The organism is Haloferax mucosum ATCC BAA-1512, assembly GCF_000337815.1.
GTDB classification, from domain to species: domain Archaea; phylum Halobacteriota; class Halobacteria; order Halobacteriales; family Haloferacaceae; genus Haloferax; species Haloferax mucosum.
Window position 1 is genome coordinate 198,666 of sequence record NZ_AOLN01000004.1, and the last position, 22,751, is coordinate 221,416.

The 22,751-nt window shown below is 59.9% G+C and carries 20 protein-coding genes; 12 read left to right on the forward strand and 8 right to left on the reverse strand.

What is annotated here, in order from left to right; all coding sequences use genetic code 11:
• Positions 1-518: 518 nt before the first annotated feature.
• Positions 519-1,616, forward strand: coding sequence for a CNNM domain-containing protein (locus C440_RS02595; RefSeq protein WP_008317985.1), 1,098 nt, complete (start codon positions 519-521; stop codon positions 1,614-1,616).
• 208 nt (positions 1,617-1,824) lie between these two features.
• Here C440_RS02595 and C440_RS02600 read toward each other — a convergent pair whose 3' ends face one another.
• Positions 1,825-2,301: an Lrp/AsnC family transcriptional regulator gene (locus C440_RS02600; RefSeq protein ID WP_008317987.1), complete on the reverse strand. Its 477-nt coding sequence runs from the start codon at positions 2,299-2,301 to the stop codon at positions 1,825-1,827.
• Positions 2,302-2,852: 551 nt separating this feature from the next.
• Here C440_RS02600 and C440_RS02605 point away from each other — a divergent pair.
• Positions 2,853-5,030, forward strand: coding sequence for an amino acid permease (locus C440_RS02605; RefSeq protein ID WP_008317988.1), 2,178 nt, complete (start codon positions 2,853-2,855; stop codon positions 5,028-5,030).
• A gap of 475 nt (positions 5,031-5,505) precedes the next feature.
• Here the strand turns inward: C440_RS02605 and C440_RS02610 are convergent, their stop codons facing one another.
• Both C440_RS02610 and C440_RS02615 read right to left on the reverse strand, forming a co-directional pair.
• Entirely contained in the window at positions 5,506-5,967 is a 462-nt protein-coding gene (locus tag C440_RS02610; RefSeq protein WP_008317990.1) for a FlaD/FlaE family flagellar protein, read from the reverse strand.
• Between the two features lie 56 nt (positions 5,968-6,023).
• Entirely contained in the window at positions 6,024-7,088 is a 1,065-nt protein-coding gene (locus C440_RS02615; protein WP_008317992.1) for a hypothetical protein, read from the reverse strand.
• A gap of 383 nt (positions 7,089-7,471) precedes the next feature.
• Here C440_RS02615 and C440_RS02620 point away from each other — a divergent pair, with 383 nt between their 5' ends.
• A complete protein-coding gene (locus tag C440_RS02620) occupies positions 7,472-9,082 on the forward strand; it encodes an ATP-binding protein (protein ID WP_161605907.1) in 1,611 nt (536 codons plus the stop codon).
• A gap of 105 nt (positions 9,083-9,187) precedes the next feature.
• Here C440_RS02620 and C440_RS02625 read toward each other — a convergent pair whose 3' ends face one another.
• A complete protein-coding gene (locus C440_RS02625; protein ID WP_008317995.1) occupies positions 9,188-9,976 on the reverse strand; it encodes a TrmB family transcriptional regulator in 789 nt (262 codons plus the stop codon).
• A gap of 145 nt (positions 9,977-10,121) precedes the next feature.
• On the opposite strand from C440_RS02625, the gene C440_RS02630 reads away from it, so the two are divergent.
• Positions 10,122-10,454, forward strand: coding sequence for a DMT family transporter (locus C440_RS02630; RefSeq protein ID WP_008317997.1), 333 nt, complete (start codon positions 10,122-10,124; stop codon positions 10,452-10,454).
• A 75-nt stretch (positions 10,455-10,529) separates the two neighbouring features.
• Positions 10,530-11,357, forward strand: a complete 828-nt coding sequence (locus tag C440_RS02635) for a DUF6159 family protein (protein WP_008317999.1) — start codon at positions 10,530-10,532, stop codon at positions 11,355-11,357.
• A gap of 199 nt (positions 11,358-11,556) precedes the next feature.
• Here C440_RS02635 and C440_RS02640 read toward each other — a convergent pair whose 3' ends face one another.
• Entirely contained in the window at positions 11,557-12,237 is a 681-nt protein-coding gene (locus tag C440_RS02640) for a hypothetical protein (protein WP_008318000.1), read from the reverse strand.
• Between the two features lie 134 nt (positions 12,238-12,371).
• Here C440_RS02640 and C440_RS02645 point away from each other — a divergent pair, with 134 nt between their 5' ends.
• Together C440_RS02645 and C440_RS02650 are read left to right on the forward strand one after the other, a co-directional pair.
• Positions 12,372-12,929, forward strand: a complete 558-nt coding sequence (locus C440_RS02645; RefSeq protein ID WP_008318002.1) for a helix-turn-helix transcriptional regulator — start codon at positions 12,372-12,374, stop codon at positions 12,927-12,929.
• Positions 12,930-13,089: 160 nt separating this feature from the next.
• Positions 13,090-13,698, forward strand: coding sequence for a hypothetical protein (locus tag C440_RS02650; RefSeq protein ID WP_008318004.1), 609 nt, complete (start codon positions 13,090-13,092; stop codon positions 13,696-13,698).
• 250 nt (positions 13,699-13,948) lie between these two features.
• Here the strand turns inward: C440_RS02650 and C440_RS02655 are convergent, their stop codons facing one another.
• A complete protein-coding gene (locus C440_RS02655) occupies positions 13,949-14,431 on the reverse strand; it encodes a hypothetical protein (protein WP_008318007.1) in 483 nt (160 codons plus the stop codon).
• A gap of 213 nt (positions 14,432-14,644) precedes the next feature.
• On the opposite strand from C440_RS02655, the gene C440_RS02660 reads away from it, so the two are divergent.
• Positions 14,645-15,421, forward strand: a complete 777-nt coding sequence (locus C440_RS02660) for a helix-turn-helix transcriptional regulator (RefSeq protein ID WP_008318010.1) — start codon at positions 14,645-14,647, stop codon at positions 15,419-15,421.
• Between the two features lie 183 nt (positions 15,422-15,604).
• On the opposite strand, the gene sod is transcribed toward C440_RS02660, so the two are convergent.
• Both sod and C440_RS02670 read right to left on the reverse strand, forming a co-directional pair.
• A complete protein-coding gene (sod, locus tag C440_RS02665) occupies positions 15,605-16,207 on the reverse strand; it encodes a superoxide dismutase (protein WP_008318011.1) in 603 nt (200 codons plus the stop codon).
• Between the two features lie 227 nt (positions 16,208-16,434).
• The gene (locus C440_RS02670; RefSeq protein WP_008318013.1) at positions 16,435-17,436 is read right to left on the reverse strand and encodes a coiled-coil domain-containing protein; all 1,002 of its coding nucleotides are present in this window, start codon (positions 17,434-17,436) and stop codon (positions 16,435-16,437) included.
• Positions 17,437-17,622: 186 nt separating this feature from the next.
• Here C440_RS02670 and C440_RS02675 point away from each other — a divergent pair, with 186 nt between their 5' ends.
• The 4 genes from C440_RS02675 to pstB are packed head-to-tail and all read left to right on the forward strand — an operon-like array spanning position 17,623 to position 22,586.
• Positions 17,623-18,813, forward strand: coding sequence for a PstS family phosphate ABC transporter substrate-binding protein (locus C440_RS02675; protein ID WP_008318014.1), 1,191 nt, complete (start codon positions 17,623-17,625; stop codon positions 18,811-18,813).
• A gap of 60 nt (positions 18,814-18,873) precedes the next feature.
• Positions 18,874-20,007 carry a phosphate ABC transporter permease subunit PstC gene (gene pstC, locus C440_RS02680; protein WP_008318016.1) on the forward strand — a complete coding sequence of 378 codons (1,134 nt, stop codon included), beginning with the start codon at positions 18,874-18,876 and terminating at the stop codon, positions 20,005-20,007.
• Positions 20,007-21,629, forward strand: coding sequence for a phosphate ABC transporter permease PstA (pstA, locus tag C440_RS02685; protein WP_008318018.1), 1,623 nt, complete (start codon positions 20,007-20,009; stop codon positions 21,627-21,629). The genes pstC and pstA overlap by 1 nt, the downstream gene beginning before the upstream one ends.
• A gap of 3 nt (positions 21,630-21,632) precedes the next feature.
• On the forward strand, positions 21,633-22,586 hold the full coding sequence (pstB, locus tag C440_RS02690) for a phosphate ABC transporter ATP-binding protein PstB (protein ID WP_008318019.1): 954 nt from the start codon (positions 21,633-21,635) through the stop codon (positions 22,584-22,586).
• The last annotated feature ends 165 nt before the right edge of the window (positions 22,587-22,751 follow it).

A 22,751-nucleotide genomic window follows, 5' to 3' on the forward strand; every position in this document is an offset into this window, starting at 1 on the left:
CTCGCTGGGTATGCGTAGCTACTCGTTTAGAAACTGATGAAACGTGTGGCTGAGCGGGTCGCTCTCCCGACGTACACCTCTGGAGCGCCGCAGAACGGCCGAGACACGGGTGCCGGACGTGCCGTATCCAAAATCGATAAAAAATATCCATACCTGAAAATTGAATTAAACGGGTATATATTCACCGGTTGATACGGTCTCTACGTGCCGAACACGCCATCGACACACGAGGCCATTCGGCCGTTACAGTGAGACCACCGGTTCCGAACACATCCCTGTTCCGCTCTGTTCTCAAACCTGAATCTGTTTACAATTTTCATTCATTTAATATTTCCAGTACGCTGAACCCTCCGTAGTTGCCGCTCGCGTCACGCGGACTACCCGGTGAGCCAATCAAATCCCGACACTCACGTACTTTTACCCGACAAAATATACTGTATCGTCAATTTGATATATAAGTATCGAGACAATCAATGGATATTAACGTCCGGCGCACAAACCGGCCATGTTGGGAACCAATGAATTCACTGGAGATCGGCATCCGTCTCATCGCAGGGCTCTTGCTCATCCTTGCGAACGGATTTTTCGTCGCCATCGAGTTTGCGCTGACCCGCGCCCGGCAGTTCACAAAAGAAGAGTTCATCAGCGGCGACCCTCGTCTCGAACGGGCGTGGGAGATGACTCAGGACCTCGAACTATATCTGACGACGTGCCAAGTCGGTATCACGGCGTCGAGTATTGCGGTCGGTATCGTCGCCGAACCGGCGCTGGCGGCGCTGTTCAAGCCGCTCTTCGGAGGGACACCCCTGGCGTCTATCGGCGCGGGAGCGCTCATCGCCTACCTGATTATCAACCTACTTCACCTGACCCACGGCGAGCAGACGCCGACGTATCTCGGCGTCGAGCGGTCGAGGATGGTCTGTCGGTACGGTGCTGGCCCGCTGTACTGGTTTTACCTCCTCATCTCTCCGCTGATCTCTTTCGGAGATTCGGTCGCCAAGTGGACGCTCAAACTGTTCGGCATCGAGATGAGCGGCGCGTGGCTCGAAGCCGAAGAGGACGTTATCGAGTCGCGCGCGCAACTGCGAAACCGACTGAGTTCCCTGCTCGAACTCGGTGAACTCTCGCCCGAGCGCCACGACGAGGTGTTGAACGCGCTCGACGCGGGAACTACCGAAGTACAGGAGATAATGGTCAACGAAGCGGATATCACCTTCCTCTCGACGGAAGCCTCCGTCGAAGAGAACCTTCGCCGGTGTTCCGAGACGCCGCACACGCGGTACCCGCTGGTCGGAGCCGACGCGGAGGAGTTTCTCGGCATCGTCTACGTCCCCAGTATCGTAGACCAGATGGACGGACTGAAAGCTGGTGAGAGAAGTCTCGCGGACATCGCGGCACCGCCGATGACGGTCTCGGCTAGTACGTCTGTCAGCGACGCTATCGACCGATTCCAAGCCGAGAGCCAGGAACTCGCGCTCGTGTTGTCCGACGGCGAAATCGTCGGTCTCCTCACCGCAACCGACGCGTTCGAGGCAGTTATGGGCGAGTTGGAAGACCCATTAGAGACGGCGCAAAAGACCCGGGTTTCGGGGTCTACGGACCCAGTATCCGGGTAAAACGTCGTCTCGTCAGCCATTCGAACCGCCGACATCGCCATCACAGTAGTCTCGTCAGGGCCGGTTTCACACTCGGCACGAGGGTGTTCGGTTTAGGGGTGGAAGTTAAGAGACGAGAGACGACCGAAAAACAGCGACTCACGCGACTCGATAGCTCGTCTGACCAGAAACCGGCGACGTGCCTGCTCGTTCGCCCTGAATCGGGCAGTTACGCGTCGTCTCCTTGGTCGAGAAAGCCGTGGTACGGACAGACGAACTCGTCGCGGATGAGCTGTTCATCGACGATGGTCAGCCCGATACCGTCCAGTTCTTTACTGATTCGATTGAGGTCGTCGTGGTCTTTTCCGATCGCGTTCACGTACACGTTCCGCTCGCCGGTCATTATCTCTCGGACCGCCGTCACGCCGTGTATGTCGCGCGCCCGACTTGCGAGTTCGGACCGTTCCGGAACCGGTGCGGTACAGATTATCTTCGTATAAAGAGGATAACCCGCGAGGTCGTAGTCGATGTCGATGTAGTATCCACGAACGATACCGCTCGCTTCGAGTTTATTGAGGCGTGTTCGGACGGTACTCGGTGAGAGGTCGAGTTTCTCTGCGATATCGTTGGACGAGGTTCCGCGAGCGTCTTGCTGGAGGTAGTAGAGAATGTGTTTATCGGTCGAATCTAGCTCGCCATCCTTCATTCGTACTCTATGCTGGCGGCCGGTACGGTAATTAGTCTTGTTCTATCCCACCTACCAGCGACGGGAGGCGACACCACGCAGACGCCGACGCCACGGAGATGTAACGACAGCGATGGCGGTTCGAACCGAGTCTCGGGTACTATCGATGAAAGGTATCGACATCGAGACCACCCATCAGCAAAAACAATGCCACCCGAACGACCAGTGCAGATTATGACGGATGAGTTCCTATAGCATTATTATTTGACGGGTCGTCAAAATAACCCATTAGTTTAAGGTATTCCGTCACTCACAACCAGTATACACACGCAGTCGAAACGGCGCTTTTCAGACACTACTCTCTCGGACATCACACCACACATGACACTACAAACAACCACCGCAGACGACAGCACCACAGGCTGTGAACCGGACGCGTACGGCGTTCAGAGTGACAGATACGCCGGGTCTGACGTCACCCAACGCCTTCGAATAGACAGTCACGACTCCTCTCGTGTTGCTCTCTCCCGCACGACGACCATCCCCCTCACGAACACATTCGTCGAAGTCCCATGAAAGAACTAGAACGCGACCTTGGATTGCCGTCCGTCCTCGCAATTAGCGTCGGGGCGATGATTGGGAGTGGGATATTCATCCTCCCGGCACTCGCGCTCGAAATCGCAGGGCCAGCAGTAATCCTTGCGTACGCTCTCGCAGGGTTACTCGTCGTACCGGCCGCTCTCTCGAAATCCGAGATGGCGACCGCGATGCCCGAGGCTGGCGGGACGTACATCTACATCGAACGGGGAATGGGTCCGTTGCTCGGTACGATTGCCGGCATCGGGACGTGGTTTTCCCTCTCGTTCAAAGGGGCACTCGCGCTCGTCGGCGGTGTCCCGTACTTGCTCTTGTTGTTCGACCTGCCGCTGAAACCGGTCGCACTGGGACTCGCGGCGGTGCTGATACTGATAAACGTCGTCGGAGCGAAGCAGACGGGCCGGCTACAGGTCGCAATCGTCGTCGTCATGTTGGCCGCCCTCGGCTGGTTCGCCGCCGGGAGTGCCCCCACCGTCCAGTCGGCCAACTACGCCAACTTCTTCGCTGACGGGGTGGGCGGACTCCTCGCGGCGACCGGATTGGTGTTCGTCTCCTACGCGGGTGTGACGAAGGTTGCGAGCGTCGCCGAAGAAGTCGAAAACCCGGGTCGTAACATTCCACTCGGTATCCTCGGGTCGCTCGCGTTCACGACAGTCCTGTACGTCGCTATCGTCGCAGTGTTGGTCGGCGTGACGGAACCGGGAAGCGTCGCCGGGTCGCTGACGCCGGTTGCGGTCGCCGCGGAGGCGACGCTCGGCCGAAACGGCGTCATTGCCGTCATCCTCGCGGCCATCCTCGCGCTCGTCTCGACGGCGAACGCGGGTATCCTCTCTTCGTCGCGCTACCCGTTCGCCATGAGCCGGGACAAGCTTGCTCCGCCCTCGTTCTCGACGGTGAGCGACCGGTTCGGAACGCCCGTGGCCTCAATCACGCTCACCGGTGCGGTGTTGTTACTGCTCATCGCGTTCGTCCCGATCGTCGAAATCGCAAAACTCGCCAGCGCCTTCCAGATTCTGGTGTTCGGACTCATCAACGTGGCCGTCATCGCCTTCCGCGAGGGCAACGCGGAGTACGACCCAGAGTTTACGTCGCCACTGTACCCGTGGGTGCAGGTGTTCGGTGCCGTCACCGGACTGCTCTTGCTGACGCAGATGGGGACGGTTGCCCTCGTCGGAGCCGTCGTCATCACCATCGGAAGCATCGGTTGGTACGTGTTCTACGTCCGGTCACGGGTAAGCCGAGAAGGCGTGGCGGCGGATGCACTTCGCCGACGGGTCGGAAGAGACGTGCTTACAGAAACGCAATCGGCCGTGGAAGATGCACCCCGTGAGGTGCTCGTCGCGCTCACCAAGAATCTCGACGAAAGCCGTGAAGCGTCGCTCATCGCCATCGCCGCCGACCTCGTTCGCCCGGACGACGGCCGCGTCGTCGTCGTCAGGTTCGAAGAGATTCCCGACCAGGCACCGCTCACCGAAGAGGTGACAGCCCAGTCGGCGTCAGATATCTCGTACGAGACGCGGGTCGAAGCGCTCTCGTCGGAGTTAGATGTCGATATCGAAGCCGACGAAATCGTGAGTCACGACACGAAACACGCAGTCGTCAATTTCGCGGCAAATAGAGGAGTGGATACGATAGTGGCCGAACACGAGCCGCTTCGACTTCGGTCCCGCCTGTTCGGCGACCCAATCGACTGGATCGTTCGTCACGCCTCGTGTGACGTGCTCCTCGTTGACAACCTCGGTTACGACGAGCCAACGCGCGTCGTGCTCTCCGGCGACGGTGAACTGTACCCGCCGCTGGCGGTGAACGTCGCCGAAGCAATCGCTGGTGCGAACCGCGGTACAGTCTCACTTTGGCACTGGACCGGTCGCCGCGGCACCGACCAATACGAGCGCACGCTCGACGACTATGAGGCGAAACTCGCGGAGATGCTCTCTGTTCCGGTCGGTTCGGAGACCATCAGAGCCGACGGTGGACCCCCCGCGGACCCCGATGTGGTCGTGCGCCGGGGCACCGACGGGACGCTACAGAGCCTCCTATTCGACGACAGACCGGCCCTTCCAAGCCCCGGGTGTACGACGATCACCGTCTACCCCCACAAATCGCGGCAACCGGGATTCGCCCGTCGACTGGTGGAGTATATCACGTTCTAACTCGTCTCCTCGAACCACGACGTGCGCTTTTCGGCGTGTCGAACGAGACGCGACACCGAGCCGAGAGTCGGTGTTATCTGCCGTCGTATAGCCTAATCCCGGCACCTGCCAAGGCAACCAACACGCCCCCTATCTGTATTCCGTTCGAGACCGAACTGCCGACGGAACCCAGTGTCGGAAGAACGTAGCCCCCGCTTACGAAAACCGCCAAGCCAAACAAGATACCCAGTCGCCCTCGATAATCGACGTTCACGCGCTGTGTTTCTGACTGACAGTCATAATAGTGTCGTCAGATAAGAACGTCTAGCCTGTCGGTGTCGGGTTTCTCTACCAGTTTTGACGACCCTCCGAGACACGTATATCATGCCCTCCAGCCGTGGTAGTCGCTCAATCGTGTTGTCCGCGCCAATCGCACTAATCGTACTGTCTGCGGCAACTGTCCAACCGTGTTAGTCGTGCAACCGTGCCCGCCGTCTCAGTCGTCGTGCAGTGACGCGAGTCGGAGCACGTACGAGAGGCTCCGAATGTGGTGTTCTTCGGTTGGACCACCTTCGTCCCCATCCCCGGCTGTGGGTTCCGTGTTCGGTGCCAACGATAGAATGCGGCTCCGAGCGGTTTCGCAGGCGTCGTCGCCAAGCCACTCGATACGACGGTAGTACGAAAGAACGTCCAGTGCGCCTTTCGAGCCGAGTGCTTCGACGAGGTAGCCACACCAGTCGAGGAGGGTCTGTTCCGCGCGCGGAGTGTGTGGTATCGTTTCGAGATAGGGTCGGCCGTCGGGAGCGACGTGAGCCGCCGCCGCGGCGAGGCGCTTCGACGCGACTTCGTGCCACTCCTCGTCGATAGGGCCATCGATCCAATCGAACTCCGCCTCGGTCCGCCCGTGAGCGGCGTGGCGGAGTTCGTTGACGTCGTATCGGCGTGGGTCGAGTGGCATACAGAAGATGGTACGCCCCCGTCAGAATAAGCGTTCGGGGAGCGAGTTCCAGTCGGTTAGTTACCCGCGAGCTTCGAAGCGATGCGATAGGCCCCTTCCGCGGGGGCGAGGTCGGGTCGCTCGGCGGCGACGGCGTCGATGTCGCGGTCGAGTTCGTCGCTCATCCGCGCCTCGAACTCGTCGAGGAGTCCCGGGATACAGGTCATCCCGCCCGTGAGGACGATTGGACGCGACAGGGCAATCTGGTAGGGTTTCATGTGGGCGTTTGCGAGTTCGGACAGGAAGTTGTTGGCGAGTTCGTCAACGACGTCGTCCAGATACTCGTCGAGCGACTCCATGACACTGCGTTCGATGGTGAACTCGTGGGAGCCACCGCCGGGTTGTTGGATAACGTCCGTGAACGCCTCGAAATCGTCGAAGTCGGCGTGTTCTTCCTTGTATTCGCGGGCGGTCGTGAGGTCGATGTTCACGCGACCTTGCGTCTCTTCTTCGACGGCGTTGGCAATCTGGCGGTCAACCTCATTTCCGGTCGCCGCGCCGGAGACGAACGGCGATAGTTGCTCACCGTGTCGGTAGGCGCACGCTTCGAGATTGGTCGAACCGAGGTTAGCCGCGACGAAGATTTCGTCCACCGCTTCGAGACCGTCACCCATCGCCGGAACCGCGCCGCAAAGTGACTCGGGGAAGCTTCTGACCAGTTCGCCGCCGATAGCGCTGTTTTCGATGACTTCGTTGAGATTTGAGAGACCCCGTTCGTTGTCGATCGTGGGGATGGCGTAAACCACGGCGCTCTCTTCGGGCAGGTCGTGAGTCTCACACAACTTCTCGAAGAACCGCTGGGTGAGCTTCGTTCGGTCGGTGTCTTCCGGCAGTCCGGACCGAAGCATGAACTGCACGCGGTCTGGGTACTGCTGTGCGGCGTCTTCACCGTAGAGAACGCGCTCGTCGCCGGTGAGAGCGTCTTCGTAGGTCGCAAGACACGTGAGTGTTCGAACCGTCTCGATGTCGCCGTCTTCGTTCGGGTACGTGAGGACAGTCCGCGTACTGCCGAGTTTGACACCGATTGGGAGCGGGCCGTCGTCAGTGTTGAATGCGTCCGAGGCATCAGAGTCGTCAGACATGGTAATACCTCCTCACGCCAACGATGAAAGAAGTATCGGTGAATATAAATATATTAAAAATATTAACTTTCAAATTCCGCAACTACTCAATCGGCATTTTGCGGTACTCAATATGCTCTTCCTACTAATACTGATAATAGACTGTGTCGAAGATAGCCGCGATGTTAGGTAATTAAAAAGGAAACTGCATCCGATTATCAGAACCATTAATTGAAATCGGACTGTAGTCTGTGCTGACCGACATGTACGACGGGCCCTCAATTTCTGCAAAAGTTCGAATTGTTAGAAAAGAACAAAATTATATCGTCGGGTCCGTCGTTTCGTCCGATACGGAACTCATCGAGGTTCCGGAGAACACCACTATCGACCGAAGTTCCCTCGGTGTGCCGATAAAGATTCTCGCGTCGTACGACGATTCGGAGTTCCAACAGCGGGTGAAAAGCGACCTCACTCCCGGAACGCTCATCTCGGCGCAACTGCGCGGACACATCACGCCGTTCGATACCGCCGCCATACTCGGAGAGTACACGGTTTTGGACGACGATTCGCTCGTTATCGCGTCCGGCCAGTTCGACACCGATTCAACGTTCCACGCCATCCTTGGGTGCGCCGAGTTCGACGGCAACGAGAGTGCGACGGTCAATATCACGACGAGAGATGAGACTGTTGGCGTGGTCGAGGTTCACTCGTGGGACCGGACGATGCTCGCCCGAATCTTCAGCGGGTCAACGCGGGCCGTCGATAACGCGTTTCGAACGACAACCGAAGGGCGGCGGAACCAGTACGTTCTGGTCGTTAACTCGACCAACCACGAGTACACGGAGGTCATCAAAACGCCGTCCCAGCAGGTCTTCGCCGACCAAGTCAACGCGGTCAAAAACCAGATTTCGAACGGCAACCTCGCGGCGTTCAAATCCGAACTTCGGTACGATAATTTCGGCGTCACCGAAGACTCCGTTGGGTACGTAACCGATATCAGGCCGCTCGACGGAAAACAGACGGTCGAAAAACTCGAATACACGCCACACCCGTCAGAACTGAAGACGGAAACAGAAGGCGTCTCGACCGGTGCAGACACGCCGCCAGACGGAAATACTGAGAGGTCGGAGCGTTCCGGAAACCCGACGCCCACAGAGACCACAACACAGGAGCGTTCTGCTCCGACGCGAGCGCCCAGCCGACCGCAATCGCGGCTTTCGGAGTTGCATATCGACTTCGAATACCAGTGGTCCGAAGCGTTCGAGACAGACCTCTCGGACTACGGCGGGCGGGAGAAACTCTGCCAAACGATTCAAGAGAAGTTGGTGTACCCGTATCGGGACAACCCGAACAGAGTTCGTGAACTCGGCATCCCCATTCCAAGTCTACTGCTGTACGGCCCGCCGGGGACTGGGAAGTCGTATCTCGCGGAGGCGATTGCCGGGGAAATTGGCTATCCGTACGCGATTTTGAGCGGTGGCGACATCCTCTCGCAGTGGATCAACGCGAGTGCCAAACAGGTCAAACAGCTGTTTTCGGAGGCGAAAGCGATAGCCGACCAGACTGGCGGCGTGGTCGTCTTCGTGGACGAAATCGACTCCGTGTTGAGCAAGCGAGGCGGCGCAAACCAACACGCCGAAGACCAGAAAGTCGTAAACGAGTTCCTAACGCATCTGGAAAACGCGGGCGAGAACCATATCCTGTTTATCGGCGCGACGAACGCGCACGCACAAATCGACGCGGCGGCCATCAGCCGATTCGACGAGACTATCGAAATCGGGCTTCCGGAGAAGGCGACGCGAAAACAGATAGTCACTGTGCAACTTCGTTCGCGGCCGAACGCGATTTCGGACGACCAACTATCGCAGGTGGCGGACGCGACGCAGGGTTACTCTGCACGAGACCTCAAGAAAATCGTCATCGACGCCGCTCGGCACGCGCTCATCAACTCGGACCGAAACCGAATCGAGTTCGAAGACCTTCGCCGCGCAGTCATCGACTTCGACCCGCAGTGACGACAAGTCGAAGTGGCCGACGCCGACACGTGGGCAACTCAGTCAGTGAGTGAGTTAGTCACCCAAGCAACCAATCGAGCAATCAGTGAGTCAACCGACCACCAATCACTCTATCAATGGCGTCGCATCGGCCCACAGCGTCTGAAACTGGCGTTCGAACTCGGCGATAACATCGACATCCGTCACGCCGACGACACCGAGTCGGTCGGCGGGCGACTGTGGGTGAGGGATGTCAATGGTCGTTACAGACTGGTCGATAACGTCGAACGAGACCGGAATCTCCGGGCACACGCGAACCTCGACCGACGCCTGTTTCGAATCCAGTAACTCGGGAAGCGACTCGGGGAGGACGTCGAGCACGCGTTCGCTGAAGACGAGCGAGACGCTGAGGTCGCTGGCCGCACCGTGGAAGAACGCGTCGAACTCGCGCTGGAGGACGTCCCAAGAAGCGCTCTCGTAGGGCGGGCCGACCGTGGCGTGGACTGACTCCGTCGCGGTCCGCACGTGTTGTTGGAGCGCCGTGCTCATCTCGTCGCTTCCGAGACGCCCGAGCCAGAGGTTACTGTCCGCCGGCGTCGTCGGCAGTAAGTTCGAGCGGACCGTCTCCGCGACATCTCGGTAGCGCTCTAACTCCTGACGCAACTCGGCGGTTCGCTCTGCGAGGAGTCTCTCGACGGCGACCTCCGGTTCGACGGCGTCGTACCTCGCGGGGTCGGTCGATTGCGTCTGGACCAATCCGCGTGCTTCGAGTCCGTTGAGAACGTCGTAGATTCGCCCCCTCGGCACGTCGCTTGCGGTCGAAAGTTCCGCCGCAGTCGCGGTTCCGGTCACGAGGAGCGACCGGTAGACCTTCTCTTCGTAACTCGACAGTCCCAGTTCGCCCAACTCCGTCATGCCGTGGTATCGTCCCGGCGGCGGTAATAAATGTACCAATACCGATGTGAGGGGACCCGACGAAACCGACGGAAAACCGAACAACGAACCGCAAGTGGCGGTCGGTTCCAGTAGTTCCATATCCGGCGTCTAGTGTCTCGAACGTATGCATCCGTACGTACTACTCGCCGCCGCAATCGTTTCGGAACTCCTCGGAACAACCGCCCTCAAGCTTTCTGAGGGCTTTTCCAATCCGGTTCCGAGTCTCGGCGTGCTCGTCGGCTACGGGGCGGCCTTCTATCTCGTCTCGCTGACGTTAGAGGAACTTCCAATCGGTATCGTCTACGGGACGTGGGCGGCGCTGGGCATCGTCGGCGTTGCGGGAATCGGCATCGTGGTCTTCGACGAATCCATCGATGCGGTCGGCATTCTTGGAATCGCACTGATTGTCGCCGGCGTCTACTGTATCAACGTTATCTCCGAGATGTCGGCCCACTAACCCGAGGATTTTGGGAACGTGTCTCCATCCGCTATCAATTGAACATTTATGTTTTTGTATTGAGAACTGTCGCATATGGCAGGTCGATTCAGCCGCGGTCTCGGTGTTGTCGATGACAGCATCGACGTCTTCCGCGACAACCCGCGCTTAGCTCTCCTCCCCTTTCTGAGTCTCCTCGCCACGGGGAGTGCATTCCTCGTCGTACTCGGTGTCGGACTCCGATACGGCGTCGTCGAATCCGTGCTCGAAAACGACATCCTCCGATACGCGGGCGTCTTCGCCGGTATCTCGATCTCTTCGAGCGTCGGAACGTTCTTCAACGCCGCCATCGTCCACTGCGCCTCGCAGTACTTCGACGGCGAATCGACCTCGGTCCGCGACGGGCTTGCGGCGGCGTGGCGCGTGCGCCGGACAATCGCTCTCTGGTCGGTGACTGCGGCCACGCTCGGGACCGTGCTCTACGTCATCGACGAAAAGTTCGGCGTGTTCGGGTCGGCCGCTCGAATTATGTTCGACCTCGGGTGGGCGCTCTTGACGTTCTTCATCGTCCCAGTTATCGTCCTCGAAGAGACGGCAAGCCTGCGGTCGCTCCTCCGCGAGAGTGGTGACGCGTTCCGTGAGACGTGGGGCGAAAGCGTCTCCGCGTCGCTGGGAGTCTCGTTCGTGTTTCTCCCGGTCGGAGTAGTCGGTCTCGTCGGTCTTGGATGGGCGTACTTCTTCGGGAGCGGGGCGCTCGCGTTCCTCGTCGGTGCGGCCGGATTCGTCGTCCTCGTCGGGTCGATGGTCGCCGCGCAGGTGGTCGGCGTAGTCGCCCGAACCGCACTGTACCGGTACGCCGCCGATGGCGAACGCTTCGGTCCCTGCGTCGGTCGAGACCTCGAAACGGTCTTTTCGACCGAGTAGTCGCCGAGAGTCCTGATTTTTCGACGCGAGCCAGTAGCGACTCAGGCGAAGGCTGTTTCAGAACCAGCGCCTGATTCAGAACTAACTCAGAACTAACTCAGAGCTAAGCCAGAGACAGAACCTCACTGAGAGAACCCGTTCGTGGACTGTTCCTATACTACGAGCGAACGGAAACAGGTCTAATCGAGTGAGAACGACCTTACGAGTCCGATTGTTCCGAAGTCGGTTCGGCGGACACATTACGGCGGAGCGCCGCTTGATCGACGACACTGACGACAGAGCGGTTCGCTAAATCGACCGTGATCGAGTACTGCAACTCGCCCGTTTCGGGATGGTCTACGAGGACGACAGCGCGATTATCGACGTACCGGTCACGAGTCGCACGCCGGACGACGGCACCGTCGTCGGTCTCATTAAGTTCAGTATCGACCCGTGCGGTGAACGTGGTCGTTTCGCCGGTCGAGTTGTCGGTATCGATAGCAGTGAGTTGGCCGGTCGAAATTTTCGGGACCGGCGAGACGGTAATAGAGGAGTCATCCAACACCCCTAACTGACGGACAGTTTCGTTGTGTCGCGCGATCTCGACTGCCTGTTTTCGTTCGGTCGCGTTCAGCGGCGTCTGTCTCTCAGCGCTCACTTGGAACTGCGTCGAATCGACCCGCCGTATCTCGATGTGGCTGACGTTGGAGATGTTGCCGACGACGGTCGCGTTTTCCTTACCGTTCGTGACCGTTACGTTGTCCGCGCCGACCACGAACTCCGCGTTCGACCCGGTCCCCGCCGAACCGACGCCGAACGAGGTCCCCACACCCGCGAGACAGACGCCAACGACCGCAAGAACGACGAGGATAGCGAGCCGAGAGCGAATTTCAGTGTCCATACATGACTATTGGGTGAAAGACCAGTTGAATATCGGGGTGAAACGCGTTCGGAAGGCGTTTGAAACGCGTTTCACGGCGTTTCAGAACCCTACAAACGGTAATCGTTAAGACTTAGTGTTAAATATCTGTCCGTATGAATTTCCGCGCCCTCCGGAACGTCAACCTCGTCGCGGCGGTCGTCTTTATCGCCGCCACGCTCACTCTCGCCGTCCAACTCCTGTCGCCGTCACCGGTCGTCGTCTCGCTCGGTGACAACGGGATGCAGACGGCGCAAATCGGCCAGTATTTCACCTACAATGAGGTTGCGGTCGTCGTCGTCGCGGCGGTGATTTGCGGCTCCAGCGGAACGTATCTCGTACTCCACGACCGGTCGAGCCACGTCTCGAACCGACCGCACCCGTCGAACGCGCCGCATGCAACCGACCAAAGCAGAGTGATGACCAACGGTGGCACAGAAACCGTCCAGGCCGACCGAGAGCGGTGGGAATCGACCGCGGAACGCCTCAAGAACAACGAGGCGGTGATTTACACAGCCTTACTGGAGGCCGATGGCAAACTCGCACAGCGGAAGTTAGTCGAAGAGACCGACCTCTCGAAAGCGACGGTGAGCAGGACGCTGGACAAACTCGAAAACCGAAGCCTCGTCGAGCGCAAACGCAGTGGGATGGGGAATACGGTATACCTCCAATAATCGCCGAAACGGCCAGTAACACGTTTTGAGACGCGTTTACAACGGCTTTCCAACTCGTTTCCAATCAAAACATATGAGGTCTTTCACACAACGTGGAACCGGGTGAATCAGAGGAGACGGACTTCCGCTCTTCGGTTCACCACCAACAGGAACGAACACCATGCGACACAAAACAATCGCGCTCGCAGTGGCCGCACTCGTCGCCTTCGGGGCGAGCGGTGCGGTCGCCGCCTCGATAACGATGGACTCACCGGCTGTGACAGCCCTCCAATCAGCCTCGGACGCACCGTCCTCCGAGAGCCACACGGTAGCGGTAATCGACCCACACGACAGGCTCACTTCGAGCGAGGTCGAAACGGCGTGGGAAATCACACAGACAAACGAGACGGTTCGAAGCCACTTCGACGGTGAGTCGTCGCTCCACTACCAAATCGAAGCCGAAGCCGACGAGCTTCAGGTTTACGTGGCCAAAAACGACACGGCACCGCCGCGCGTGCAAGCCGTCGTCGCTCTCGACACGCAGTCGGTCTCGGCGGTCAACGAGATAGAAACCGTCGTGGCGGCCGACGGAAAGGCCACGGGACGGATAGCCCCGCAAGGACAAGACGGGGGTGCGTTCGAGAGCGGTGAGGAAGTTACGCTTCGCACAGTGCCCGAAACCGGAGCCTCGACCGACGAAACAGACAGAGAGATACCCCCCGGAGAGACGTTTAACGCGACGGTGACGGACGATGAATTCCGCGTGAACAACGAATCGAGCGGCGAATAATGCGAGTCGGGAAGCGACGAGGACCACAACGCGGCGAGTGTGACACGAAACAGAGCAGAGCGTCCACCCCGAAGGGAGCAATCACGGGACGGGGTGAACACCGCGGTACCAGCGTCGAGACCGCTCGTACCGCAGTCGCCCTACGATAGTAGCGTTTGCGACGAGACACAGCCGGTCGCACGACAGCGCTCGACCGGGCGTGTCCGACCGATAAACGCTAGTGTAACGACGACCGGTTACTTGCTTCCGATTAGTTGTCTACCGAGAAGTCACCCGAGAGGTCGCGGCTGTTGTCGGAGTAGTTGAGGACACCGACAGCCGCACTGTCTTCGGGGATACCGACGGGCGACTCGACGTTGTACTGGCCGCTATCGGTCACGCGTGCCGTGTAGTACTTCTCCGTACCCATGTCGAGGAAACAGAGACCGAGTGGGAGTTCCGGGGAGTACGAAACGTCGAATTCGTAATACCCGCCCTCGACGATGGCCAACGAACTAACGGCGGAGATTTGGCCGGGTGTAAGGTCGTTGAAATCGCGGCTGAAAGGCCACGACGCAAGCGTCGTGATACCGTCGCCGACGACGTGAACGTCCTCCGGGTCGACGTGACCCGCGGTGACTTCACTGGCCGGCGTCTTGGATTCCGCCGCCGCACCGCCGGTTGCGACCGCACCGAGACCAACAGTAGTTACCGCGCTTTTCCGCAGGAACGAACGCCTTGTCTGCTGTGACATGGCATCCGATGGAACTCGACAGATTGTGATTACTCTACCTTCCCGTACGGGGTTGGAACGTTCGAACCGGTGTGAGAAACTGCCACCCGTGCGGTCGGGTTAGCGGGATGTGAAATGTCACTACCCCAAATACGGTCACGGCATCGAATCGGGACGACCGCAAGGCATGTAATTAGCACCAGTATTAATGTGAGTAAAAAATTATTTTGTGATATGGCAGAACGTCTCACGAGCATAGTCAGGTTACTCAATCGGCGACAAGAGTGTCTCCAGGAACTCACCGAGTCCCCACAAGCGAAACGCGACCTCGTGGACGCACTCGACATGCCGCGGTCAACGCTCGACGACATCGTTCGCAAACTCGACGACGCCGGTCTCGTCGCGTACCGAAACGGAACGTGGCACCTCACGCATCTCGGGCAGTACGCGCTGGACGCGTACGTTGACTACGCAAACCAGATCGAAAGTCTCCTCCGAGCCACACCGGTCATCGAGGAGTTACCGCCGAATACGACCATCGGATACCGGTTTCTCATCGATGCGGACGTGTACACGGCCCCGACGGAAGTCCCGGACAAGATAGTTCGGGTGTTCTTGGAGTCGGTCGAATCGGCGACCGAAATCCGGGGATTCACACCCATCGTGATGGCCGGCTACGCCGAGGATGTCTACCGGGCCGCCACGAGCGGTGAGGAGTACCAGCTCGATTTCGTGCTCCCGAGAGACGTGTTCGAACAGGTACAGACACTGTTCCCCGAGAAGACGCACGAAGCGACCGCCGACAAGCGGATTACGGTCGCCCATCGTACGGTTCCGAGCGCATTTTCACTGTGGATTGCGGACGACGACCACGCAGGAGTCATCGTCTACACCGACCGCGGAATTCGAGGCATTTTGATAAACGATACCGAAGAAGCGCTCGACTGGGCGGTCGAGCAGTACGAGCGAGTCAGAGACGGCGGAAAACAGAAGGTCAAAACGCGATTGTGACGCGAGAGAGCCGGATTGTGACGCGGAAGAACCGCGACCAAAACCGGACGACAGTCGTCGGTCAGGACCAGAAGACACTAACTGGGCCGTCGGTCGGGAGTAACAAAAGTGGGCGAAGTCGGGGACCGATTCTCGTCGTGGGACCAGTGGTAACCAGTTCTAGTGAAAGCCGAGACGGTCGGTCTACTCGAAGCGTTCGACGGCCTGTTCGTAGCGTGCGGCGGGTTCGTCCCAGTCAACGACTTCGAAGAATGCCGAGACGAAGTCGCCGCGGGCCGGCCCGTAGTCGTGGTAGTAGGAGTGTTCCCAGACGTCGAGTGCGAGAACCGGGTGGGCACCCCAGAGTGCGCCCTGGTCGTGCTTGTCGACGACGACGTTCCGAAGCTGGTTCGAGAACGAGTCGTAGACCAGAAGCGCCCAGCCACTGGCCGCACCGGCCGCGGCTTCGAATTCACCTTTCCAGGCGTCGTAGGAGCCGAAGTCTTCGGCGATGCGGTCGGCAAGTGCGCCTTTAGGCTCGTTGCCACCCTCCGGCGACATGTTCTGCCAGAACAGGTCGTGAAGAATGTGTCCGGAGCCGTTGTGAGTGACGTTACGGAGCGCGCCGGCAGACGAGCCGAACTCGCCTGCTTCGCGGTTGGCTTCGAGCGTCTCCTCGGCGGCGTTCCAGCCGTTGACGTAGCCCTGATGGTGGGTGTCGTGATGCCACGTCAGCACCTGCTCGGAAATGTGGGGTTCCAGCGCGTCGTACTCGTACGGAAGTGGGTCGAGTTCGTAATCAGACATTGTAGCGTCACCTGAATCGAGGAACCGTACCTACATGTAGCTTCGCTGAACGCGATTTACGTAGTATTACTTACATAAATGCAGGCGAGTCGGGACGGCGTTGTGACGACCAACCGTTCCACCAAACTGACCACAATTTTCAAAATTTTTGAAATTTGTAAACGAGTCAGCTGGTGCCGACGAACGGACGCTGAGCTGGCGACACAACAAAAAGACGAAACGGTGGATTACCCGTCTCGTTCTGGTTGGTACTGTTCGAGTTCCGACTGCACCGCACCCCACGAAACCGGCGGTTCGAACGCGTCGAGTCGGTCACGGAAGGACGCGATTCGCTCACCGTACTCGTCCGTCCACGCCGGACAGGCGTGTTCGTCGAGTCGAGTGTCGAGTCGTTCGAGACGCGAGTCGAGTTCGTCGAGTCTCGCCGCACCGGTTTCGAGGTCGTCGGCGTCAGCGTCCGCGCGGGCGGCCAGCTCGCGGAGGTCGGCGAGTTCGGCGCGAACGTCGGCGACGAGGAGCGCAAGCACGTGAGACCGGAGCGTCGCGTCGAACCACGCGGTCGCGTTGGTGTCGGTCTCGGTGGGGTCGTCGCTATCGTCGGCTTCGTCGGCGGTGTCGCTGTCCGTGGTCACCGTCTCGACGCTCCCTTCGAGGTCGGAAAGCGCGTGTTCGAGCGCGTCGATATCGGCCTCGAACTCACGCACGCGAACGCCGTGATTCGAAATCCAGTGCTCGAACTCCTCGATATTGAGTTGGATATCGTCCGCACGCGCGGCGAGCGTCTGTGCTTCCGACGCCGCGTGTCGGAGACCGGTGACGACATCGAAAACCGGACGCGACTCCGCATGCCAACGCGACAGCGTTTGGACCGTCGAGCCGAGTTCGTCGATGCGGTCCGCCGCGGTCGAGACCTTCGATTCGAAGGTTTCGAGCCGGGAGCGAACGGCGTCGATTGCCGCCGCATCACCGGCGGTCTCGCGGGCGTCGGAAAGCGCGATAGATGCGAGTTCGACGCGCGTCTCCGCTGTCGAGAGAATCATCGATGTATCCGTTACCGCATCGTCTACACCCGCCCGCGTCACCACGTCGTCTTCGGTTACGTGGTCGAGTACCGCCCGAACGGTCGCGGGGTCGTGTGCATCGTCTACCGCGACGAGACGCTCGGTCGCCTCGTCTTTGGACAGCCCGATGATACTATCTCGCTCGTGTTCACTTCCCGTCTGACCCATAGAAAGCGTGTTTTCTCCGGACCGTTATATTTCCTATCGTTTCAATTATGTAATAATATATAGCACGACGTACTGCTCGTTGGGAGTACGGCTACCCATTTCTGGTAGTTATTGTTACGTGGAACTCTGATAGAACTAAAGTGGTATTATAAACGCATTTTATTTAAAAACGGGTCAACTGAGGTGATGGCGCACGACTCTAAGAAGTTGGCAGATAGCGTATCACGGCGCGAATTCATCGTTGCATCCGGTGTCGCTGGCATCACCGGCCTTGCAGGGTGTTCGGGACAGTCCGGGGAGACGACCGACGCACCCGCGACGGATGAAGAGACGAGCACGCCGGAGACCGAGACAGAGACGACCGAACCCACGAGCGAGTCGAGCGGGCCGTCCATGCTCACCGCCGAGGGGTCCTCGACGGTCTACCCGATTGCGAACCGCGGAAGCTCCTACTGGAACTCTAACGCGCCGCCGAGCGACGGCGAGTACTGGGGGTCGAACGACGAAGGAACCATCCCCGGCTGGGAGGACCTCGGTGAGCCAGACATGCGTCTTGCCGACTACTTCGCAAGCCTCTACGGCTTCGAGCCGACCGAAACGCAGGCGAACCCGCCGTTTGCCACCAGTATCGGTCTGAGCCACTCCGGTACCGGTTGTAAGTCCGCCCGCGACGGACTCGTCGATATCGGGAACTCGTCGGGTCCGATTACGGCGGAACTCGGCATCAGCGAGTCCGAGGCGAAAGAGAAGTACGTCGATCACGTCGTCGGCCGCGACGGCCAGCCCGTCGTCGTCTCGAAGGACATCTACGACGCGGGCGTCACACAGCTCACCGGCGAGGAGATCAAACAGATCTATCAAGACGAGATTACCAACTGGAGCGAAGTCGGCGGCCCAGACCAAGAAATCTACGTGGTCGGCCGCGCTGAAGGGTCCGGAACCGACACCTCGTTCCGCCTGAACATGCTCGGCGACGCCGAAGCTCCGATGTCGGGCGTTGACACCCGTAAGGGTCAGAACCAGCAGGTCGCAACCGTCGTCCAGCAAAACGAGGGAGCCATCGCCTACATGGCACTGGCGTTTACCGGCCCGCAGGTCAAGCCGATTGCAATCAACTTCGAGGGAACGGTCTACAAGCCCGACAAAGACGCCGAAAACACGATTTTCGACAGCTCCTATCCGCTCAACCGCGACCTCCATCAGTACACGACCATCACGGAGGATACGCCCAACGGGACCGACAAGCGCGAAGCCGCTTTCATCAACATGTTCTTGACCACCTTCGGCCAGAAGGTCTTCGTCGAGGATAACAACTACATCCCGCTTCCGACGAAGGACATCGAGGCACAAAAGGAGAAACTTCCGAGCCAAGCGTAAGCCCGGACCGCGACGTAAAACGGGCCTAACCCTCGTTTTTTATTCATTCACGTTCCAAACATGACCATACTCCCACAATACGACGGTGCTGGCCTGCGAACGGCGGTACGGCGCGAGCTTCAGCGGGGTCGTGACTTCGTAGACGAGACAGAACCGGACGCGCTCGTCACGGTCGCTGTCGCGTCGGTATCGCTCCTCGCCGCCTTCGTCGGCTTTTTGGCCGTCTCGTCGTTGACGGCCATCCCATTCGCGGTGTTTCTCGTCGCGACGGGATACGGCTGGATTCGGCACCAAGAATTGACCGCACGCGTGCTCACGCTGACGACGACGATTTCGACGATTCTGATACTCGGGCTCATCCTCGTGTTCATCTTCGCCGAGGCGTGGCCGACAGTCGAGTACGCGACGATGACCGTCTTCGGAATTCCGATTCCCGGGCTTCGACTCTTCGTCGAGACGCGCTGGAGTCCGGTGACACCGCCGATTCGCTACTCGCTGGTGCCGATGATTCACGGGACGGTGCTCGTCACTATCATCGCAACTGCCGTCGCCGCCCCGCTCGGCGTGGCCGCCGCGCTCTTTCTCAGCGAAATCGCGCCGCGGACCGTCCGCGAACTCGTCAAGCCCGGCGTCGAGATACTGGCTGGAATCCCGTCTATCGTCTACGGCTTCATCGGGTTTACCATCCTCAGCCCGTGGGCGTCGGACCAGTTCGACATCGTCGGACAGGGAACCTACCTGTTCGTCGGCGTCGTCGTTGGCCTGATGGCGCTTCCGACGGTCGTCTCCGTGGCCGAAGACGCACTCAACAGCGTTCCCGAATCGATGAAAAGCGGGTCGCTCGCGCTCGGCACGACCGACTGGCAGACGATGACCTCGATAACCCTCCCAGCGGCGTTTTCAGGCGTCTCAGCGGCCGTTCTTCTCGGCGTCGGTCGAGCGATTGGCGAGACGATGGCCGCGACCGTGATGCTTCGCGGCAGTCCCGGTCTCACCAAACCACTGTACAACGTCTTCTACGGGAACGACACCCTGACGTCGCTCATCGCGGCGAACTACGGTGACGCCGACGGTCTGCAACTGTCGGCGCTGTTCGTCGCCGGCGTCATCCTCTTTATCACGGTGTTGTTCCTCAGCATCGGCTCGCAATATATCGAGGCGCGCATGCGCCAGAAGCTCGGAGGGACCGACTAATGGCGGGCGCGGTCGAGTCCTCGCTCGTCAACGAAGACACGTCGGGGACGGAGACAATCGCCGCGAGCGCGGTCGGTCTCGCCGCCGTCCTGTTCGCGCTCTCGCTCGCGGCGCTGTTCGAGTTCGTCGCCATCACCGACCCCATCGCCGGGGTTTCGATGGTCGTGTTACTCGGCGCGCTACTGGTCGTTCTCGGTGCCGCGGTCGTCGCGTTCGGCGTCGGTTCTCGACTCGGCTACGTCGCCACGCAACCCCGCCCGAGCGCCGGATTAGTCGCGTCGGTGGCGTTCGCGGGGCTCTGGTTCGTCGTCGGCGGACTCGTCGCCTCGCAGACGCTCGGTCTCGGCACAGTCGGCTGGGGCGCAACCGCGCTCGTGACCGGCGGCGTCGCATTCGCGGCAACCGCACTGCCGAGAGAGGACATCGGCTCGACGCTCCCCGCGGGGTCACTAGCGATTCTCACTGGGGTAATCTTCCTCGCCGGTATCATCGGTCCCTCGTGGGTCTGGGACCTCGGCTGGGAGCAACAGGCGTCGTTCAACGCGGAGTTCGCAATCCCGGTCGTGACGGCGTTCTGTTCGCTTCTCGCCGGGTGGGCGTCCGCAAAAGCCTACGGCGGGTTCGGCGCGCGCGGCCGCCACGTCGGCGCGTACGTCCTCGTCTACCTGAACGCCCTGTCTATCATCGCCGTCCTGTTCCTCCTCGTCGCCTTCACGGTGCTCAAGGGCCTGCCGGGGCTGTTCAACGGACTTGCCTTCGGTCCCGGTGCAGGGCCCGAGACGACGCTGTTCGGCGTGACGTTCACCCTCCCTGTCTCGTGGCCGTTCGTGATGAACGGCGTCGCGCTCCTCAACGATATCAACGGCGTGCTTCCGGCCATCGTCGGCACCATCTGGCTCGTCATCGGCGCGGTCGTGTTCGCCGTTCCGCTCGGCGTCGGCGCGGCCGTCTTCATCACCGAATACGCCGAACGCGGGCGCTTCACGCAGGTCGTCGAAGTCGCCACGAACGGGCTGTGGAGCACGCCGAGTATCGTCTTCGGCCTGTTCGGACTGGCGTTTCTCGTGCCGCGTCTCGGCAACGGCAAGTCGTTGCTCGCGGGGATGCTCACGCTCGGGTTCATGCTCCTCCCGCTCGTCGTCATCACCAGCCGCGAGGCGATGCTGGCGGTTCCAGACGAATACCGCGACGCGAGCGCCGCACTCGGCGTCTCGAAGTGGCAGACGGTTCGGAGTATCGTCCTTCCGGCGGCGCTTCCGGGCATCGTCACGGGTATCATCCTCGGCGTCGGCCGCATCGCAGGCGAGACGGCACCGATTCTCCTGACGATGTCGGGGAGTGTCGCGCCTCCCGGCAGTCAGACGGTCGATGTTATCGGTGGGTTCGAATTCACGACCGCACCGCCGTTCGTGGATAATCCGGAACTCCTGCAAGCGACGTCGGCACTGCCGTACCAACTGTACTCGCTTATCACCGCGGGCGTCGGGCAGTCGTCCAACATCGCCAACATCGACGAGTTCCGGTGGGCGACGGCGCTCATCCTACTCGTCGTCGTCTTGAGCTTCTACGCGGTCGGTATTGCGACCCGGTACTACTTCCGGCGGAAATTACAGCACGAGTGACACATGACTGAGACAACACAATCGACGGACGCGGAACAGGCGGCTGAATCGACACAGACGACCGGTATCGATATCGAAGGCGGCACCGGCCAACCGCTCGAAGTGACGAGCGGCGAAACGCGAGAGCAGACCCGCGACGAGTGGGTCGAATACGAGTTCGACGGTGCCGCCAAACTCGCCGTCGAGGACCTCGACGTGTACTACGGCGACGACCACGCCTTGAAGAGCGTCTCGATGGAGATTCCCGAAAACAGCGTCACGGCTCTCATCGGCCCCTCTGGTTGCGGGAAATCGACGTTCCTCCGGTGTCTCAACCGGATGAACGACCGCATCAAGGCGGCGCGTATCGACGGGTCGGTCGCGCTCGAAGGTGAGGAGATTTACCAAGACGGCGTCAATCTCGTCGAACTGCGAAAGCGCGTCGGTATGGTGTTCCAGTCGCCCAACCCGTTCCCGAAGAGCATTCGAGACAACATCTCGTACGGCCCGCGAAAACACGGCGACCTCGAAACCGGATTCCTCGCGGGTCTGCTCGGCCGAAGCGACGACGACGCGGTTGACGACTTGGTCGAACGGTCGCTCCGACAGGCGGCGCTGTGGGACGAAGTACAGGACCGACTCGACGACAACGCGCTCGGTCTCTCGGGCGGGCAACAACAGCGCCTCTGTATCGCCCGGGCGCTGGCGACCGACCCCGAGGTCCTCCTCATGGACGAACCCGCATCCGCGCTCGACCCCATCGCAACGTCGAAAATCGAGGACCTCGTCCACGAACTCGCCGAGGACTACACGGTCGTCATCGTCACTCACAACATGCAACAAGCGGCGCGCATCTCTGACCAGACGGCGGTGTTCCTCACCGGCGGCGAACTCGTCGAGTACGGCGAAACCGAACAGGTGTTCGAAGACCCAGAGAGCCAACGCGTCGAAGACTACATCAGCGGGAAGTTCGGATAGCACCCCCGCGACGCGAGAGCGCCCACCGGTCACGACGAATCGACGTGACGGTGGTCCCCCGACGACCTGCAGGCATCGAACGGCCGGTCTGCGGCGTCTCTCGTTCTTCTCGCCACTGTCTCGGTTCCGGAGAGTGGTGTAGAGCGGACCCGACGACGTGACGAT

Coding starts and splice junctions, on each gene's coding strand:
- sod (WP_008318011.1), bottom strand. CDS start 16,207: ATGTCTGATTACGAACTCGACCCACTTCCGTACGAGTACGACGCGCTG.
- C440_RS02595 (WP_008317985.1), top strand. CDS start 519: ATGAATTCACTGGAGATCGGCATCCGTCTCATCGCAGGGCTCTTGCTC.
- C440_RS02635 (WP_008317999.1), top strand. CDS start 10,530: ATGGCAGGTCGATTCAGCCGCGGTCTCGGTGTTGTCGATGACAGCATC.
- C440_RS02655 (WP_008318007.1), bottom strand. CDS start 14,431: ATGTCACAGCAGACAAGGCGTTCGTTCCTGCGGAAAAGCGCGGTAACT.
- C440_RS02625 (WP_008317995.1), bottom strand. CDS start 9,976: ATGACGGAGTTGGGCGAACTGGGACTGTCGAGTTACGAAGAGAAGGTC.
- C440_RS02675 (WP_008318014.1), top strand. CDS start 17,623: ATGGCGCACGACTCTAAGAAGTTGGCAGATAGCGTATCACGGCGCGAA.
- pstB (WP_008318019.1), top strand. CDS start 21,633: ATGACTGAGACAACACAATCGACGGACGCGGAACAGGCGGCTGAATCG.
- C440_RS02670 (WP_008318013.1), bottom strand. CDS start 17,436: ATGGGTCAGACGGGAAGTGAACACGAGCGAGATAGTATCATCGGGCTG.
- C440_RS02605 (WP_008317988.1), top strand. CDS start 2,853: ATGAAAGAACTAGAACGCGACCTTGGATTGCCGTCCGTCCTCGCAATT.
- C440_RS02630 (WP_008317997.1), top strand. CDS start 10,122: ATGCATCCGTACGTACTACTCGCCGCCGCAATCGTTTCGGAACTCCTC.
- C440_RS02640 (WP_008318000.1), bottom strand. CDS start 12,237: ATGGACACTGAAATTCGCTCTCGGCTCGCTATCCTCGTCGTTCTTGCG.
- pstC (WP_008318016.1), top strand. CDS start 18,874: ATGACCATACTCCCACAATACGACGGTGCTGGCCTGCGAACGGCGGTA.
- C440_RS02645 (WP_008318002.1), top strand. CDS start 12,372: ATGAATTTCCGCGCCCTCCGGAACGTCAACCTCGTCGCGGCGGTCGTC.
- C440_RS02660 (WP_008318010.1), top strand. CDS start 14,645: ATGGCAGAACGTCTCACGAGCATAGTCAGGTTACTCAATCGGCGACAA.
- C440_RS02600 (WP_008317987.1), bottom strand. CDS start 2,301: ATGAAGGATGGCGAGCTAGATTCGACCGATAAACACATTCTCTACTAC.
- C440_RS02610 (WP_008317990.1), bottom strand. CDS start 5,967: ATGCCACTCGACCCACGCCGATACGACGTCAACGAACTCCGCCACGCC.
- pstA (WP_008318018.1), top strand. CDS start 20,007: ATGGCGGGCGCGGTCGAGTCCTCGCTCGTCAACGAAGACACGTCGGGG.
- C440_RS02650 (WP_008318004.1), top strand. CDS start 13,090: ATGCGACACAAAACAATCGCGCTCGCAGTGGCCGCACTCGTCGCCTTC.
- C440_RS02615 (WP_008317992.1), bottom strand. CDS start 7,088: ATGTCTGACGACTCTGATGCCTCGGACGCATTCAACACTGACGACGGC.